14 protein-coding genes are annotated in these 17,286 nt (G+C 58.1%); 3 read left to right on the forward strand and 11 right to left on the reverse strand.

All coding sequences use genetic code 11. The features are described from left to right. Positions 1-11 precede the first annotated feature (11 nt). Complete coding sequence (locus E1J53_RS13230; protein ID WP_134272928.1) at positions 12-818, forward strand: hypothetical protein; 807 nt, start codon at positions 12-14, stop codon at positions 816-818. A 201-nt stretch (positions 819-1,019) separates the two neighbouring features. Here the strand turns inward: E1J53_RS13230 and E1J53_RS13235 are convergent, their stop codons facing one another. The 3 genes from E1J53_RS13235 to hisA all read right to left on the reverse strand — a co-directional run bounded on the left by E1J53_RS13235 (position 1,020) and on the right by hisA (position 4,755). Further along, entirely contained in the window at positions 1,020-2,495 is a 1,476-nt protein-coding gene (locus tag E1J53_RS13235) for a M48 family metalloprotease (protein WP_173021476.1), read from the reverse strand. Between the two features lie 104 nt (positions 2,496-2,599). Continuing rightward, complete coding sequence (locus E1J53_RS13240; RefSeq protein ID WP_134272929.1) at positions 2,600-3,838, reverse strand: serine hydrolase; 1,239 nt, start codon at positions 3,836-3,838, stop codon at positions 2,600-2,602. Positions 3,839-4,035: 197 nt separating this feature from the next. Next, complete coding sequence (hisA, locus tag E1J53_RS13245; protein WP_134272930.1) at positions 4,036-4,755, reverse strand: 1-(5-phosphoribosyl)-5-[(5-phosphoribosylamino)methylideneamino]imidazole-4-carboxamide isomerase; 720 nt, start codon at positions 4,753-4,755, stop codon at positions 4,036-4,038. A 384-nt stretch (positions 4,756-5,139) separates the two neighbouring features. Here hisA and E1J53_RS13250 point away from each other — a divergent pair, with 384 nt between their 5' ends. Beyond that, positions 5,140-5,760, forward strand: coding sequence for a TetR/AcrR family transcriptional regulator (locus tag E1J53_RS13250; protein WP_134272931.1), 621 nt, complete (start codon positions 5,140-5,142; stop codon positions 5,758-5,760). Between the two features lie 5 nt (positions 5,761-5,765). Here the strand turns inward: E1J53_RS13250 and E1J53_RS13255 are convergent, their stop codons facing one another. The 3 genes from E1J53_RS13255 to E1J53_RS13265 are packed head-to-tail and all read right to left on the reverse strand — an operon-like array spanning position 5,766 to position 8,118. Then, positions 5,766-6,353, reverse strand: coding sequence for a hypothetical protein (locus E1J53_RS13255; RefSeq protein ID WP_134272932.1), 588 nt, complete (start codon positions 6,351-6,353; stop codon positions 5,766-5,768). A gap of 20 nt (positions 6,354-6,373) precedes the next feature. Then, complete coding sequence (locus tag E1J53_RS13260) at positions 6,374-7,147, reverse strand: ADP-ribosylglycohydrolase family protein (RefSeq protein ID WP_134272933.1); 774 nt, start codon at positions 7,145-7,147, stop codon at positions 6,374-6,376. An 11-nt stretch (positions 7,148-7,158) separates the two neighbouring features. Next, positions 7,159-8,118, reverse strand: a complete 960-nt coding sequence (locus E1J53_RS13265; RefSeq protein ID WP_134272934.1) for an ADP-ribosylglycohydrolase family protein — start codon at positions 8,116-8,118, stop codon at positions 7,159-7,161. Positions 8,119-8,198: 80 nt separating this feature from the next. Between E1J53_RS13265 and E1J53_RS13270 the strand changes: the two genes are divergently transcribed. Beyond that, entirely contained in the window at positions 8,199-8,789 is a 591-nt protein-coding gene (locus tag E1J53_RS13270) for a VOC family protein (RefSeq protein WP_173021477.1), read from the forward strand. Between the two features lie 14 nt (positions 8,790-8,803). Here E1J53_RS13270 and E1J53_RS13275 read toward each other — a convergent pair whose 3' ends face one another. The 5 genes from E1J53_RS13275 to E1J53_RS13295 all read right to left on the reverse strand — a co-directional run bounded on the left by E1J53_RS13275 (position 8,804) and on the right by E1J53_RS13295 (position 17,101). Beyond that, complete coding sequence (locus E1J53_RS13275; RefSeq protein WP_134272936.1) at positions 8,804-10,444, reverse strand: NAD+ synthase; 1,641 nt, start codon at positions 10,442-10,444, stop codon at positions 8,804-8,806. Positions 10,445-10,551: 107 nt separating this feature from the next. Continuing rightward, positions 10,552-11,691, reverse strand: a complete 1,140-nt coding sequence (locus E1J53_RS13280; protein WP_134272937.1) for a hypothetical protein — start codon at positions 11,689-11,691, stop codon at positions 10,552-10,554. A 103-nt stretch (positions 11,692-11,794) separates the two neighbouring features. Then, positions 11,795-13,273, reverse strand: coding sequence for a hypothetical protein (locus tag E1J53_RS13285; RefSeq protein WP_134272938.1), 1,479 nt, complete (start codon positions 13,271-13,273; stop codon positions 11,795-11,797). After that, on the reverse strand, positions 13,266-13,511 hold the full coding sequence (locus tag E1J53_RS13290) for a 4a-hydroxytetrahydrobiopterin dehydratase (protein WP_134272939.1): 246 nt from the start codon (positions 13,509-13,511) through the stop codon (positions 13,266-13,268). The genes E1J53_RS13285 and E1J53_RS13290 overlap by 8 nt, the downstream gene beginning before the upstream one ends. Positions 13,512-13,879: 368 nt before the next feature. Continuing rightward, positions 13,880-17,101, reverse strand: coding sequence for a S41 family peptidase (locus tag E1J53_RS13295; protein ID WP_253931694.1), 3,222 nt, complete (start codon positions 17,099-17,101; stop codon positions 13,880-13,882). Positions 17,102-17,286 lie beyond the last annotated feature (185 nt).

The following is a 17,286-nucleotide window of genomic DNA, read 5'->3' on the forward strand; positions in this document are numbered from 1 at the left end:
AAGCAGATATTTTGGATCCCGTTCGTGCCATTTTCTTGGGTTGTGGTTGTTTGGTTGCCCTGGGAGCAGCGCTTACCTGGCAGGGCGACCGCGTGTACTCCGAACTCTTCATCCTGCCGGCCATCGTGGCGGCGGGCGCCTACAGCCTGGCTCCGCAGCTTCGCTGGTGGCACTGGAAGCGCAATCCGCCCGATCTACCCACCGACCTGGCTCCGCTCCTGGACCGCTTTGATCTTTACCGCCGACTGGACCTCGCCGGCAAACGGGAATTTCGCCGCCGCACCTTCCTGCTCCGGGAGGCTACCCACGTCCACGGCCAGGCCATCGAAGAAATCCCGGAAGACATCCGGGTAATGGTGGCCGCCTCCGCAGCCACGGTCGGCTTTCACCGCGAAGAGTTTCTGATGGGCGACTTCGAAACCATCATCTTCTACCGGCACTACTTCCCCAGTCCCCAGCACGACGTCCTGCACTGTTCCGAACTGCACTACGATGATGGCGCCATCATCTGGACCCTCAACGTCTTCCTGCGCTCCTGCATCGAACCCCAGAGCTTCCTTCATCTGGGCCTCTACGAATACAGTCGGGCACTGATGCACCTGGAGCCGGAACTCCGCCAAAAAATTGGCCCCGTCTGTCTCAACTACCCCGCCATCGAAAAACTCACCGGCTTTTCCGAAAAGGCCCTGCTGGAGTTCATCGGCCTCGACGTTCTGGACCTGCCCGCCATCACGATGGTCCTCTACCACACCCACCACGAGCTCCTGAAAATTCACCATCCCGAGCTCTTCGGCCAGCTGGAGGAGTTGTTCGCGTAATCCGGTTAACGCCCCACTTCCGGTAACGGTAGGTTGCGTGTCTCCTTTCGCTCCTGCGCACCAGTAAGTTAGCGGAGAAAGAACCGGTTGAACCAAGGTCCGTGAGCACCGCCACTTCTTCGACCTCTGAAATAAAAAGCAACGGCCCCGGCGCAAGTATGCGCCGGGGCCGTTGTTTGTCTTCGGGCTAAGGACGAGGATTTACTTCCCGCCGGTTACCGACTTAAAGAGCATCCCTGCGGGCAGGCTCTGACGAAGTTCCATACCGTTGAGGACGGCAAATTCGTTCAGGCGGTCGCTGGGTACTCCGCTGTTGATCAGGGCCTGCTGGAGGGTCTGACTACGGGGGTTACTCACAATTTTCAGACGCTCGGGCTGGCGGCTGAGCTTATCCTGGTCCCGCAGCTCCTGGAAGCTACCGATGCAGCCTTCCATATCTCGCTGGTACCGGTTGAAATCCTGGGCCAGGGCCATGCCCAGCAGCATGTAGGTATTGCCGTTGTAGGCGATAAAGCTGGCCACCACCCGGATGGTCTGGGACTGCCCGGTCTGCTGATCCTGTTGCGTAATGTCGCCCAGTACCGTCGTAGCGGGGTTACCGTTGATGGCGCGGTCGCTGGAGCTTGCTACCTGCAGGTTGGTCTCCTGGATAAACTGCTGGGCCGTAGCCCGGGTATCGGTCCCCTGCTGCAGGCGCATCTGCATAATGGATTTCTGATCGGGGCTCACCATTTGTACCATGGTGGGAGAGTTGAACAGCTTCCACTGACGGGGAATCTGGAACATGAACCGCAGTTCGGGGTGGTAGAAGGCACCATTTTCCACGAAGCCCTGCTTGGGGTCTTCTCCGTAGATCATCCCGTCGAGCATTCGTAGGTAGCTGTCCCGGTTTACGGAGTAATTCGTTTTCGGGTCGGCGGCCTGGTACTGCTGCGCCAACTGCCCTACGCGCACCTCGCGGTCAGCGGGGTCGGGGTGGGTACTCAAGAAGGTTGGCACCCGGTTCTCAGAACCTCCGCTCAGGCGGTCGAGGGTGGAAAAGAATCCCGCCATCTCCCGGGCATCGTAGCCAATTTGGGTGCTGTACTCCACGCCCAGTTTATCCGACTGGCTTTCGGCGTCACGGCCGAACTTCAGGAAAAGCAGCTGCATGCCCTGCATCAGGCTTTCTCCCTGGCTGGCAATCTCCGGAGAGAGGACCATACCACCAATCAAACCGATCTGCGCGAGCGTCTGCTTACTTTGCTGTTGTACGGTGTGCCGGGCAGTTACGTGGCCAATCTCGTGGCCCAGTACGCCAGCAAACTGTGCTTCGTTGTTGAAGTGCGCCATGATGCCCCGGGTAAAGTAAACGAAGCCTCCCGGAACGGCAAAGGCGTTCACTACCGGTGAATCAACCAGCTTGAAAGACCAGGGAAGGTTCGGACGATGAGACTCACGGGCCATCGCCATGCCTTTCTCCGTCAGGAACTGCTGCATTTGCGGGTTATCGTATACGCCAAATTCAGCGACCACCTGTGGGTCGTAAGACTGCCCCATCTGAATTTCCTGCTGCTCGGAGATGAAGGAAATTTCTTTTTTACCCGTCACTGGGTTGACGGCACAACTCTGAACGTTGAGCAGCGCAAAGACGGCCACGAGTCCGATGGCCAGTTTATGCTTGAGTATTTTGATCATGCTGGTTGGTTTTTCTTAACTCTTATAAGTGGTTTATCTACTTCAATGTTCCCTTTCCGGTGGCGTAGCCACCACGGGGAATAAGACGATGAGCCGGCAAAAAGTCACCGCCCGCGGGCCCTACGGTCCCGTTCAAAGGCCATGACCGCCCGGCCCAGTTGACCGAAGAAAGGTAGTCCTATGGATTCATATTCATAGTTACCGTCGTTATAAATTCTGTTGGCGTTGACGTGAATCACCCCCACCAACAGAAATTCCGTGCCCGTGGTCTCCTCCATAACGTAGGCGGCATCCGTCAGGTATCCGTAGGCCCAACCCACTTTATTGTAAATCCGCAGGCTCGTCGGAATTTCGGTCTCTTCCGGCTGGTCACCGTACATCCAGAACTTCACGTAGTTATCGGCCTTGTCGTAACGGGGAGAGCTGCTTTCCCGTGGCCGCTCACTCATCGCCCGACGGATCATGGCGTAATCCTCCTCGGAAAGCTTAAACCGCTGCTCCGCCGGTACCGCTTCGGGAAGTACCAGGCGCAGCACGATATCGTGGAGGTGCTGAATCGAGAGGTAATTTTTGTGGGAGAAGTCAAAGGGCTCCTCCACGATATCTCCATCGTTGGTCACGTAACCCACCCCCCGGAATTGTCCCTTCAGCGCCGGCAACGGATCGTAGTAGTCATGGTGCCGCTCCCCGACTTCGTAGAGCGTACGAAAGCCCTCCGCGAAGCGAATCGGGTTGAGGTACTGGTGGGTCTCGGTGTCAAAACCACCCACCCCCACCCGGTGCTGGATGCGTGCGCCATGAATGCCCACTGCCCGCAGAGCCCCGTTGATGTAGTTTGGGCCCAGCCACTCAAAGAGGCGGCAGTAGGCGTCATTATCACTCACCAGGAAAACCTTCCGGAGGTAGTTCTCTACCGTCGGCAGGCCCGAGGTACTGCTGGTGTCCGTCATGGCGACCGTTTGGGGAGCTGCCTGGGGTAGAATTCCCCGGCCGGTCAGCATGGGGGTCCGGGCGTCGAGCCCGACGATGCCGAGTTCATTGATGCGCTGCAGCGCCAGCGCCGCCACGGGCATCTTAACGGTACTGGCGGGGTAAAAGTATTCGTTGGACGTCGTGCCCCAGCGGTGGCTGGTCAACTGAATCCGCCCCGCTTCGTCCCGGTCAATTTGGGTAAACAACACCTGCACCTCGAAGCTGTCCGGATGCTTAACCCAGGGACCAAAATCTTCCCGGTTGGCGTCAATAATTTGTTCCAGTACATTCTGCGCAACCGCAAATCCGGGTAAGGTAAGCCCCAGCAAAAGCGGCAGCCAGAACCGTGGGCGGGGAAGAGAGAGCTTCATCTCTCCAAGGTAGGAAAGCCTGACCAAATGTTTGCCATCTTACCCAGGAAGGTCAATTGGGGACGGTCATCACTCAGGGCCCGGAGGGCAGGTGCCAAACCATCCCCCGAAGGAGCCATGGCCCGGGTACCAATCCCGCTGCCCCTCCTTCAATCCTTCATTCCCTCATTCCTTTAATCCATCATTCCCTCATTCCTTCAATCATCAAACCCCGCCAGCTCCTCCAGGCTGATCCGTCCTTCGTAGATGGCCTTCCCGACGATGACGCCAAAGCAGTCGATGGCCCGGAGCGCCTCCAGATCCTGCACGTCGGTTACCCCGCCACTGGCGATGAGTTGCACCGTGGGTTGTTCCCGCCGGATACGGGCGTAGAGCTCGCGGGCGGTACCCTGCAGAAGACCGTCCTTACTGACGTCCGTACAGATGGTATAGCGAATTCCCTTGGCCACGTAATCGGCCAGGAACTCGAACAACTCCCGGTCACTGGCTTCTTCCCAACCGGAAACGGCAATTTTATCGCCCCGGACGTCCGTGCCAAGGATGATCTTTTCCGCTCCGTACTGTTCCAGCCAGCCCAGAAAAATCTCCGGTTGCTTCACGGCGATGGTACCGCCCGTCACCTGAGCCGCCCCACTCTCGAAAGCAACGCGCAGGTCTTCGTCGCTCTTCATGCCACCGCCCCAGTCAATGTGTAGGTTAGTTCCTCCGGCAATCCGTTCCAGCACCCGATGGTTGACGATGCCCCCTCCCCGGGCGCCGTCCAGGTCCACCACGTGGAGCCGCCGGATGCCGGCGGCCTCAAACTCCCGGGCGACGGCCAGCGGATCTTCGTTGTAGACGGTTTTCTGATCGTAGTCCCCCTGGGTCAGGCGAACGCATTTACCGTCAATCAGGTCAATGGCGGGAATGATGTGCATAACTAACTGCTGTGCGTTGGTGGAAGGAGCGCGAAGATAAGGTCCAGAGAGGCTTTTCGAAGCAGCACCCTCAGCCATTAAAGTTGTTTGAACGTAGGCTGTTCCGTGAATTAATCCTTTGGCCATCAAGTCCTTGAATTTTCCAGTAGCGGCAAGGCATGCCTTGCCGCTACCATTTGCCCCTCTGAACTGCCGCGATTCCGCAGGAATCGCTGATGAAACCTCACGGAACAGCCTATGTTTAAAAGTAATTATCGTGCCTCTTAAAGGCTCCACTCCAATGGCCACCGTATTCTATCGGGAGTGTATAATTGAAAACACGCCGTCAACCAAAAGTCCAACCATTCGGTTAATGGCTGCGTTTTACTCCAAAATACCTCCACCTTGTCTCAGTCTACCGAAAGCATTTCTACCGAAGAAAAAATTCTGGAAGCCGCCAAAGTCGTCTTTACCCAGAAGGGGTATTCCGGCACCCGCATGCAGGAAGTAGCCGATAAGGCCGGCATCAACAAGGCCATGCTGCATTATTATTTCCGCAGTAAGGAGAAGCTTTTTCGGGTCATTCTTTCGGAGGCGCTGGAAGCCATTACGCCGGTCATGCTTAGCGTCCTGCGGTCAGATAAAGACGTGATGGGAAAACTGGAGGATATTGTCCACAATTATCTTGCCATCCTGACGGAGCGGCCCCACATGCCCCTCTTCGTTATGCACGAACTTTCCCAGAATCAGGGGCGGTACGTAACCGAGCGGCTAAAATCTCAGGATTCTTTTCCCCTGGTCATGTCCTTTTTTCAACAGATTATCGCCGAGGGAGAAGCGGGTAAGATTCGTAAAATTAACCCCATTCACCTGATGATGAATACGATGTCCCTCATTGTGTTCCCTTTCATCTCCCGACCGATGATCTCCGCACTTACGGGGCGGGCAGATGACGAGCTACAACCCATTCTCGATGAGCGCAAAGAAGAAGTACTGAGCTTTCTTCGCGCAGCACTTACCCCCTAGCGCGCTCACTCCCCCGCGTACCACTTCAGGGTATCTCCGGAAAAGTACAGGATGGCAAAACCACCCGTTTCGTCGGGGAAGAACCGGATGCCGTCCGCCGGAAGGGTCCAGCGCTCTACTTCGTCGTAGCTGATATCTCCGTTTTCTTCAACGACGGCCGACTCAACAACGGTGCCACCCGGTATTTTTTCGTAGTGATGGAGCCAGCGCAAGTCCCGATAATCGGCCTGTCCACCCACGGGGTTTCCGGCACCTTCCACGTAGCAGGAATCGGGCCGCACAATTCCCAGGCCGATCATTCCCGCCTCATTGATGAGTACGCGCAGCCGAGTATCCCTTCCGTTCAGGTCCAGCCGGATTTCTTCGATTTCACCCACCTGCGCCACGGTCAGCCCCCGTGCCCCGGAGCACGGAAAGACGGGTTCACCCGAAGAGGGTTCCGACCGTGAAACCGATGGCTGCGGGGTAGGGGGCGGAGGTAATTCTGCTACCACCGTGTCTGCTGCCGTGGGGGAGGCGTTTACGCTCGGCTCCGTGGAGCCTGCCTGACAGGCGGTGAGCAGCAACCACGGCAAAACGATCCAGTACTTCATTCCTCCAAGGTAGGCAACGGCTACCCAACCTGCAGGGCACGTTCAAAGTGGTGGGTTACGTCGACGAATTCGTTGGGGAGAAAGGCGACCATCACTTCTTCCAGCGCGGGAGGAATCCCCCCGTAGAATGGCTCGGCCAGGGAGGCAGCCATGGCCGCCTGGGTGTCCGTATCTCCGCCGAGGGAAATGGCCAGCCGGATGGCGTCGACCAGGTCCTTGCTGTCCAGAAAGGCGATGATGGATTCCGGGACGCTGCCCTGGCAGCTGACGTCAAAGGCGTAGCCCGGGCGAATTTCCTCCACCGTCCGCCGCAGGTTGTAGCCGAAGGTCTCCTGAACGTACTGCCGAACGTCCTCCTTTTCCGCGCCCTGCCGGAGGAGGAAAATGGCCGCCGCAATCGCCTCGGCCCCCTTGATTCCCTCGGGATGATCGTGGGTGATGGCCGCCGTGGCCCGGGCTTCCCGGCGTACCGACTCCAGATCATTGAAGAGCCAACCCACGGGACTTACCCGCATCGCCGAGCCGTTGCCCCAGCTGTTGTACGGACCGAGGATGTCTCCCCGCATCCACTGCTTGAAGGTCCCGCCGTAACCCGCATCGGGGTAGCGCAGGGCATATTCCTGCACCGTTTCCGCGTAGTCCTTTTGCCCCAGGATGGCCGCGGCGATGGCGACCGTCAGTACCGTATCGTCGGTGAAACTACACTCGACGGTAAAGAGGTCAAATTCCGTGGTCTTGATGCCGCTCCGCTCGAAGCGAGATCCGATGATGTCTCCTAAAATGGCTCCTTTCATGGTGTTGGATTTTAGTGTGAATAAGTACGGTGCAGTCGGTCACCGAGCGCCGTGATGTCTTCGCGGCGGGCCAGCGCCGCCAGCCAATTATCCGGAATATCTGCGGCCCCAAAACACAGGGCCGCCGGCGCCCCCGCGATGCAGGCGGTGGTGTCCGTATCTTCTCCCAGGTTCACGGCTGCCAGGACGACCGAGCGGTAATCGCTCCCCCGGAACAGGGCCCACAGGGCGGCCTCGAGACTGCGCACCACGTACCCATTTCCCTGCACCTGCGCTCGCGCCAAAGTAGCAAAGTCGGCCCCCAGCAACACGCTTAATTCTTCCCGTTCCGCCGCGGGAACTTCCGTCTGGTCAAAGAGATGTTTCAGTTCTTCCCGTGCCCGATCGAGGGCAGCTACGCGGCTTTTTCCCGCCACCAGATGATGGCAAAGGCGCAGATAAAGAAAACAGCATAAGGCCGAGCGCAGGTGGCCGTGGGTCAGGGCCGAATGCTCCCAGATGTGCGGCAGCCAATCGCCCAGTGGCCGGCTCCTCAGAAAGGCGTAAAGGGGGAAAATGCGCATCAGGGCGCCGTTGCCGTTATCGAATTCCGTGGCCGCAGCGCGCAGGTGCCGGAGTTCTTCCGTACGACCGGCCGTGACGAGCGGAAGGAGCCGATCAATGGCCCGGCTCGTCGTAATGCCAATGTCGAACAGCTGCCCCGCCGGGGTCCAGTATCCTTCGTGTTTATAGCGCAGCAAGCGCCGCGCCTGATCCAGGAGGTCAAAATCTCCCGTGGCGAGGCTTTCCGCCAGGCCAAAGGCCAGGCTGCTGTCGTCCGAGAAGTAGCCCGGCGGTTGGTTGTAGGTGCCGTAGCCGCGGATGTCGGTGACCGGATTTTGGTCAAGTTCGTCCCGGGAGTTAAACTCCACCGGTACGCCAATGGCGTCGGCGACGGAAAGCCCCAGGAGGCCAGTAGTTATAGGGTTCATGAGCGGGTGTTTTTAGGGAGGTTAGGTGAGCGTACATGATTTGCCGGGCGGGGATCGGCGGCGGGGACTATCTTGGTAGCATGAAAAAATTAATGGATCAACACGGTTTTACCATTTTGTTTCTCGCCCTGCTGGTTACGGCCTGTCAGGAGGCCGCACCGGAGGAAGTCCCCGAAGAGAGTCCCGAGCTGACCGTCGCCATCGAAGCAGAAGGCGAATATGCCCCCATTCCGGTTGCCATCGGTCTGATGGTCACCGACCTGGACGCCTCGATCAATTTTTACCAGAACATCCTCGGCCTCACCCCCACCGGCGGTTTTGATCTCGACGGTGATTTCGGCCGACGTTCCGGCCTGACGGACAATCAGCCCCTTTCGGTGAAAACCTTCACGTTCGGGGAAGGCCCCAGTGCCACGACCCTGAAGTTGGTGACTTCGCCACCCACCAAAGCCGAGGAACACGGACGCTACATTCACGACGGCGACGGGGTGCAGTACCTTACCGTCATGGTCAATAGCGTGAGCCCCATTCTGGAACGCCTCGGTGCCCATCAAATTCCCCTTCTCGGCGAGACACCCATCAACCTCGGCAGCGAAGAAAATGAGCGGCTCTTCGTACTGGTCCAGGATCCCGACGGCACCCTGGTAGAACTCATTGAAACGGGGAAGTAACCGGGCCCTGACCGTCAGTTCAGGTATTTCGCCACGATGGGCAGGCGCCGGCCCATGCCAAAGGCCTTCCGGCTCACCCGAAGCACGGGGGCCGTCTGGTAGCGCTTGAACTCATTGATGTTGACCAGCCGCAGCGTTCTGCGCACCAGTTCCTCGTCAAAGCCCATGTCGATGATGTCCTGCGGACTTTTATGCCATTCGATGTACTGGTACAGTACCCGGTCCAGATCCTCGTAGGGGGGGAGGCTGTCGCTGTCGAACTGATCCGGTTTTAGCTCCGCACTCGGGGGCTTGGTGATGATGTTCTCGGGAATCACCTCCTCCTCGCGGTTGATGTAGCGGGCCAGTTCAAAGCACTCCGTTTTGTACACGTCACCGATGACGCTCAGGCCACCGCACATATCACCGTAGAGGGTACCGTACCCGACGGCCATTTCGCTCTTGTTGCTGGTGTTGAGCAGGATGTTGCCGAACTTATTGCTGAAGGCCATCAGTATCATTCCCCGGGCGCGGGCCTGAATGTTCTCCTCCGCCAGGCCCTCCTGGGTGGCCCAGAAGTGGGGCTTCAGGACGTCCATGTAGGTGTGGTAGATCGATTCGATGGGCACGATATCGTACTGGCAGCCCAGGTTCTGAGCCAGTTGACGGGCGTCGTTGACGCTGTGGTCCGAACTGTACTGACTGGGCATCAGAATACAGCGCACATTATCCGGGCCGAGGGCCCGGGCGGCCAGCACCGCCACCAGCGCCGAATCAATCCCGCCGCTCAAGCCCAGGATGGCCTTCTTGAAGCCCAGTTTGCCAAAGTAGTTCTGAATCCCCATCACGATGGCGTCGTGAATGAGGGTCATTTTATTCCGGGACTGCTCTCCGCTAACGTCCGACCCCTCGCTGACCTCCTCGGTATTGTAGATGCGCATCTTCTCTTCGAAGTAGGGCATCTCGTCCACCACCTCGCCGTTGGCGTTGAGGACCAGTGAGCCGCCGTCAAACAGGATCTCCGTTTGGGCCCCCACGTGGTTAACGTAGTACATCGGAATCCCGTAGCGGGCCACGTTGGCCTGCATCACCTCCACCCGCCGGGCAGCGTGATCGTAGGCGAAGGGAGAGGCGGACAAATTGATGATCAGATCGGGGTTCTGGTCCATCATCTGGTCCATGGGGTTGATCTTGTACAACGGGTTCTCATTACCCACGTTCCAGCTGTCTTCACAGATGACCAGGGCGATCGTCTTGTCCTGATAGCGCACGACCTTCCACTCATGGGCCGGCTCGAAGTAGCGGTACTCGTCAAAAATATCGTAGGTGGGCAGCAGGGTTTTGTGCTGTATCTGCTGCACCCGCCCGTTGGCCAGGAAGTAGCCACTGTTGTAAAGGTCCTTTCCCTCAACCACCGGGTTGCGGGACACCGACCCCACGATGATGGCGATCCCTTTGGCGGCCTGCGCCAACCGATCCACTACCCATTCCGCCTGGTCGATAAAATCATCAAACTCCAGAAAATCACGGGGAGGATAGCCAACGGTAGCCAGCTCCGGGAACACTACGATATCTGCTCCCTGGGATTTCGCCCAGGCAGTGTATTCGAGCATCTTGTTGAGGTTGGCTTCAAAGTTGCCAACGTGTACGTTGATTTGGGCCAGGGCGATATTCATAGGACGGGAGGCTTTGCTGGAGAACAAAGATAACTACACTTAGTTTAAAAAAGAAACTAAGTTTTTTGCGTTACGCTTTCGCGCCCAAAGATAGCACCGGAAGTACTCTAGAAGGGCAGGCGGTACCCTACGGTAAACAGTAGAATATTCGCCGGTCGTGGCGTGAAGGGATTTGGCATCCGTTCATAATTGATGGCCAGCGTATAATCTTCGATTCGTGCCCGTACGCCGGCATCCAGCAGGAAGTAATTATTGGCGAAGAAGCTGTTGAAGCTGGTTGAGAAGGCATTGTAATTACTCATCCCACCGGTAAGTTGAAGACTGAAGTCTTCCCGGTTAATGGGGTAGAAAGCCAGGGACAGGTTCCCCTTGAACATAGACTGAGATACGTTGGACGTTTCCTGCCAGAGAAAGGTGTGATAAACGAAGTCCGCCGAGAACAAAACGCCGAGCCAATCCAGCGTACCGTCGAAGTTGGCCTCCGCCTGATAGCCCAGGGAGAAGGAGAACTGGTTCTGGTTGAATTCTTCGTCCATCAAGTCAAGGTATCCGGCCCTCGCGTAGTGTTTCAGGGCGAAGCCGCGCCGGATGCGATCTTCGTCGAGATGAGCGATGGGTAGATTTTCACAATCGTAGTAGATGGAAATAATCCGCATGATGTCCGAGTCGGTAAAGTCCGCGTGACGGGCCTTTTCCAGGGCTTCGGAGCAGTCCCTCACCAAAAATTTCAGCTTATTGCGGAAGCGACTGGGGTTGGCGTGCATGATGTCGTACACCTGAATGCTCGTCAGGGAAAGCATCAATTCCACGTCTCCCTGTTGGAGTAAGTAGGCGTAGTCCCGGCTCCCCAGGGCAGAATTATCGTACTCGTTCGCGAACAGATGTACCTTGATGAGGGTGATGGGCCCATCGATGAGCACTTCCCCGAACCTGCGCTGACTGACGAGGACGCCGTTGCGCTGATTGTCGGGCAGATCAATGTCTACGGACCGATAAATGCGGTTGGATTTTCCCAGGCGGAATTCGCGGACCTGACCGGGACTGTACACGCTGGGATCAGTCCCGTTTTCCCGTTTCAGGCGAACTGCCCGGCTGAGGGTGGCCGGGGCGTCCCGCATAATGTGGCCTTCTTCCGTAGTCCCGGAAAAGAGCATTACTTCGTCTGTCTTTTTCGTGTCCTCGCGCTGTGCAAGCAGACCGCTGGTGGCCGCCAGGAGCAGCACCAGGAGTTGAATAAATTGTTTCATAACCAAGTGAGTCGTTCCAAACTACGTCAACGAGGGAAGTAGGCATCGTAGTCAATCCTACGTAATATAGTGGATAAACGGCTCTTGTGGTCACCAATCTTCGCTAGGGTCGGGTCCCCGTCATTCGGCTCAGGCCCGCTTTGGCCAGTAAATGGAGCCCCGTTTTGTACTCTTCGGGGTGGATGGACAGACAGTCCCTGAAGTAATTTTTGGCCCGTTCGTAGTTGCCCCGTCGCTCCTCCACCAGTCCGGCCTGCAGGGCTGCTTTACAGGCAAAGAACTCGGGCTCATCGCGACCGAGCGTGATCGTCCGGGTGTAGAAAGAGAGGGCTCCGGAGGCGTCTCCCAGGCCTTCCAGGACCCGGCCCGTACGGTAGGTGAATTCTAGTCTTTCGGGGTCCGAAAGCGTCGCCGTATCGATTTTATTCAGGGTGGCGCGAGCGCGGGTGCAATAATTTCCGTCAAAGAGCAGGCGAGCCCGGAGTAAGCCGGGGTGCGGCGCCCGTTCCCGGCTGGCTTCCCGCACGGCGTTTTCATCTCCGCCCGCCCGGCTGCCACCCTCAATGGCGCTCAGGGAGCGGAAGTAACCCGCTTCGTCGTTCTCCAGCAGGTAGGTCCAGGCGATTTTCTGGTGGGCTTCTTCCCGAAAGTGGCGGCCCCCATACCGGAAATTGAAGGACTGGAAATGAAGGCGAGCCCCGCTATCCAGGTTCCGCAACTTGGCCAGGCCAAGCATGAAGTCCAGATAGGGGAAGTCTTCCGCCTTCCCGCCCCGGGGCTGGGCTTCCAGCCACTTGATGGCCAGATCATTCCTTCCGCTGCGCATGGCCAGGTTGGCCAGCACGAAACAGTGGAGTGGATTCGTGGCCGGTTGCAACTTTAGGTTACGGACGAGGGCGAAGGCCCCCTCGGGGTCATCCGCCAGGTGCAACTCCAGGTAGGCAAACAAGACGGCCGTTTCCAGGTGGAAGGGGTTATCGGGCATGTTCACCGCCCGCCGCAATTCTTTGCGGCCTTCCTGGATGGTGCCGTTGAGGGAAGAGAAAAGCTCAACGCCCCATTTGTACTGGGGCGGGATGGACCCCACGGCGGCATGGAGTAACCCCAGGTCTTTATAGGTCAGTAAAAAATCCGGGTGCTCCTTCGCGTTGGCCCGCAAGAGCTTGTTGGCCCGGTTGATCTCCCGGAACGCCGCAAAATGCTTTTCGAAGCGCAAGTGCACCAGACTCCGGTGGAGGCGAGCCTCCGCCAGAACGTAACGGTAATAGGGATCATCGGGATTGCCCGCCTCCAGGGCCGTAAGCCGGCGCTCGAAGCGCGCCTCCAGGGGATACCACAAATTTTCCCGGCCACTCAGGTACAGGCGGAAAAAATCGAGGTAGCTCTCCAGGTGATGGGTTACCAAATTGGTGGGCGTACGCTCCCGGATACGGTCAATCTCCCGCTGGGCCTCGTCGAGTTCGAGGCGCATAATCTGGTCGTAGACCGCCGCCGCCCGGGGGTGGAAGTCGTAGTAATAGTCCGTGGCTACCGCGGGAGTAGTCAGGCAAAACAGGCAGCAAAACAGCAGGGCTCTAGCCATGTTTGGCGTAGATCAGGTTGATGGCCGTGGCCAGTTGGCGGTCCTTATCCGTGACGGTATTCCCGGCGTCGTGGGTCGTCAGGCGGATGGTTACGCGGTTATAAACGTTGGTCCATTCGGGGTGGTGGCCCGCCGCCTCGGCGGCGAAGGCCACTTCGGTCATGAAGGCGAAGGCGGACGTAAAGTTCTCAAAGGTGAATTCCCGGTGCAGGGCATGGTCTTTCTCGGTCCAGGGCATTGTGTTCTTGGGATGATTTGGTGCGCTAAGGTACGGGGATTTTTTGGGCCGTTAATAATCCACTATTCTGACCAGATATTCCTTGTCAATGACTGCGTCATTTACTTTTCCGGCCAGAATTTTTACCGTGGTCGGAAGCCTGTTTTGCGAAGGCTTAGCCGAGTAAAACGGCGTCCGAACACTTGAAGACTACATCGGGTCTGATGTGATGTTACGGGTTCGATTCATACCAGCTTTAGCCGTTGATGAAATCCCTTCACCGGATAAATCCGGCGCTACGGCAAAAGGTTACCCAAAACACGGCGCGAGCGCAGGCACCTTGCACCCGCGCTCGCGCCAAATAAAATCATTTTCTTCACCCAGCTAGCTTAGTTGTTCCGCAGCCCCGTGCCCCGCTTCTCGAAGGGCGGACGTTCGTAGGTGGGCTCCGGACTACGCTCCAGCATCTTGAGCACTTCCTCGATGGCCCGCTCCAACTGTGGGTCGCGTCCCTGCATCACTTCTGCGGGTAGTTGATCCACGTCGATGTCCGGAGCGATGCCCTCGTTCTCCACGCGGTAGCCGTCCTTATCCCAGAAGGCCACGTTGGGCGCCGTCACGGAGCCCCCGTCGATGAATTCCGGGTAGCCCAGCACGCCCACCAGGCCACCCCAGGTACGCTTGCCAATGATGGGCCCCAGGTCGTACTGCCGCCAGAGGTAGGGAAAGAGGTCACCACCCGAGCCGGCCGCTTCGTTGACCAGCAGGACCTTCGGACCGTGGATGGCCGCCAGGGGAGCGTGCTGATCCTTGCCGTAGCGGTAGGTCCAGCTGTTCTGGTACGGACGGGAAAGCAGCTCCACGTAGTAATCGGCGATCTGACCGCCGCCGTTGAAGCGTTCGTCCACGATGATGGCCTCCTTGTCTACCTGGGGGAAAAAGTACCGCTTGAAGTAGGCGTGTCCCGCACCGGCCGTGTTGGGGACGTAGACGTAGGCCACCCGGCCGTCGGTCGCTTCGTGCACCCGTCGGAGGTTGCCCTCCACCCAGTCGCGGTTCCGGAGGCCGTTCTCACTCCGGATGGTGGTGACCACCACGTCGCGGGCACCACTACCGTCGGGGTTGGGCCCTACGGTGAGGGTGACGTTGCGGTTGGCCTTATCTTCAAACAGGCGGAAAATGTTATCCGATCCCGCCAGGTTTTCCCCGTCCACCGCCAGGATGTACTCCCCTTCAGCAACGTTGACGCCGGGTTCGGTGAGGGGACTGCGCATGTCCGGGTTCCAGTTCAGTCCGCCGTAGATTTTCTTGATCCGGTAGCGGCCGTTGACCACCTCGTAATCGGCGCCCAGCATACCGCCGGAAACTCGATCCGGGCCTTCGCTCAGGGGTGCCGGACCGCTGAAGCGGTGGTGCCCGACCCCGAGCTCACTCATCATCCAGCGCATGACGGCGTAAAGGTCCCGCTGGCTGGTGACGTGGGGCAGAAAAACTTCGTACTTCTCCTTCATGGCATCCCAGTCTACTCCGTGCATACCGGGGTCGTAGAAGTAATCCCGGTTGACGCGCCAGGCTTCGTAAAAGATGTTTTTCCACTCCGCCATCGGATCCACCTTGACCCGCAGACCGCTCAGGTCAATAAAATCGTCAGATTTCTTACCGACCGGCGCGACGCCCCAGCGGCCGTTGCGGACGAAGAGCATTTTCTCCCCTTTACCGGCAATTTCAAATCCATTGCTGGACATGACCGGTTCCGCCTCGCGGGAATCGAGGGAAAAGGACATCAATTGCCCCCCGTTTTCACCCTGGCTGATGAACAGCAGGCCCGATTTGGTGGCGGCCAGATTGTAGTAGGTTCCGGGGGAGATCGGGAGGTCAATGATGCGTTGCTCAATGCCCGCAAAATCAATCTGCACCGAAGACTCTTCTTCTTCGGATTCCTCCGTTTCCTCGTCCGCTTCGTCTTCGATCACCTCCTGATCATTGTTCCGCTTCAGCGGGGACACGATATCCTTCCGCAAGGTGACCAGGTAGATGGCGTTGGACGACTGCATGTCCGCACTGGACTGCTGGAACCAGTTTACCACCGGCCCCGCGTCCGTAGAGGCCGCGAGGTAGAGGTACTGCCCGTCGGGAGAGAAGGTGGGTTCGGTGACGTTGGACAGCCCGTCCGAGACGGGCTTGATCGTTCCGGTCTCCGTATCGTAGATCAGTGCCTGCTCGAAGTTGGTTTCCGTCATCTTGGTGTAGGCCAACCACCGTGAGTCGTGGGACCAGCTACCGAACAGGTCCCGGTAGGCACCGGGAAAGTAATGATCGTCGGCGTCCACTCTGCTGACTTTTCCGCTGGTGGTTTCCACCACGTAGAGGTTACGGCCATTGTCGACCAGCGCCAGTTTTTCACTGTTGGGGGCCCAGTGGGGATTGGCGTAAAAGCCCGTACCGCCCAGTTTTATTTCCCGGGCTCGTTTCGACTTCACGTCGTAAAGGTGCAGTTGGTGTTCTCCGGACGCATCCGAGAAGTAAGCGATGGTTTTCCCGTCGGGAGACCAGGCCGGGTAGCTTTCGTGTACGCCCGGCGTATTGGTCAGGTTGATGACGTCACCGTCCTCAACGGGCGCCGTAACGATTTCTCCGCGGTAGTCCATCACCACACGGGCGGCGGAGGGAGAAATTCCTCCGCTGCGGATGTGGCGGCGTCCGCTGACGATGCGGGAACGACGCTCCAGCAGGTCAGTTTTGATGTTGATGTCGATCCGTTTGGAGGCCTTGGTGGCCGGATCAAAAATGTGCAGAAAGCCCTCCTGTTCGTAGACCAGTGCTCCCGCTCCGGAACCGAGGTCCAGGATGGGAAAATCTTCGTAGTTGGTCAGCTGCTCTACGGCCTTCGTGGCGGGATCGTAGACGTAAAGGTTGAACTCGCCGTTACGGTCGCTGCGGAAGTACACCTTCCCGCCGACCCACTGGGGCTGGACGTCGTTGGCACCAGACTCCGGGATGGGAATTTCTTCGACGGAGTTATCCGACAGGTCCTGAATCCAGATCCGGGAGAAGCGGCCACCCCGGTAGTTTTTCCACTGCTGGAAGGCTTCCGGCAGAGGGTTGTAGGCGAGGTACTTTCCGTCGGCAGAATACATGGCGTGGTAGGCCGTGGGCACGCCGAGGGGTTCGGGATACCCGCCGTTGAGGCCGACCGTAAAGGGTTTGGCGTGGTAGCCGGTAAAGGACGCCCGGCGGGTGGCGTAGAAGACGCCCTGACCGTCGGGGGCAAAGTCGGACACCACGTCGTCTCCGGGGTGCCAGGTCAGGCGCTTGGGAATGCCCCCTTCGGCGGAGACGGTGAAAACATCTACGTTGCCATCGTACTCTCCGGAGAAGGCGATCAGTTTTCCGTCGGGTGAGAATACCGGGGTGGCTTCTCTTCCTTCGTCGATGGTCAGGCGGCGGGGGTTCTTGCCATCGCGATCCGCAATCCAGAGGTCATTGGCGTAGGTAAAGACCACGTGGTCTTCACTCAGGGCGGGTTGAGACAACATGCGGGTGGGGCCTTGTGCGGGGAGCAGCTGCGAGAAAGTCAGCAGTACGCCAAGGCAAAACAGGCGGGTAATCATGGTATGCGTTTGGGTGGGGTTAAATCGTGGCCGTGTTCTACGGTCTTCCGGTTAAAGTTAGGTTTTTGTCAGGACAAGAATATCCCGGCGCACCATAAAGTACGCTTCTACCCCGGATGGACGAACTCCCTCCGGGACCGTTGCACGCTTTCCCACCAAAATCGTTCCATAATTTCCGGCCAGTA

This window comes from Lewinella sp. W8 (assembly GCF_004375085.3).
Lineage (GTDB): Bacteria > Bacteroidota > Bacteroidia > Chitinophagales > Saprospiraceae > Neolewinella.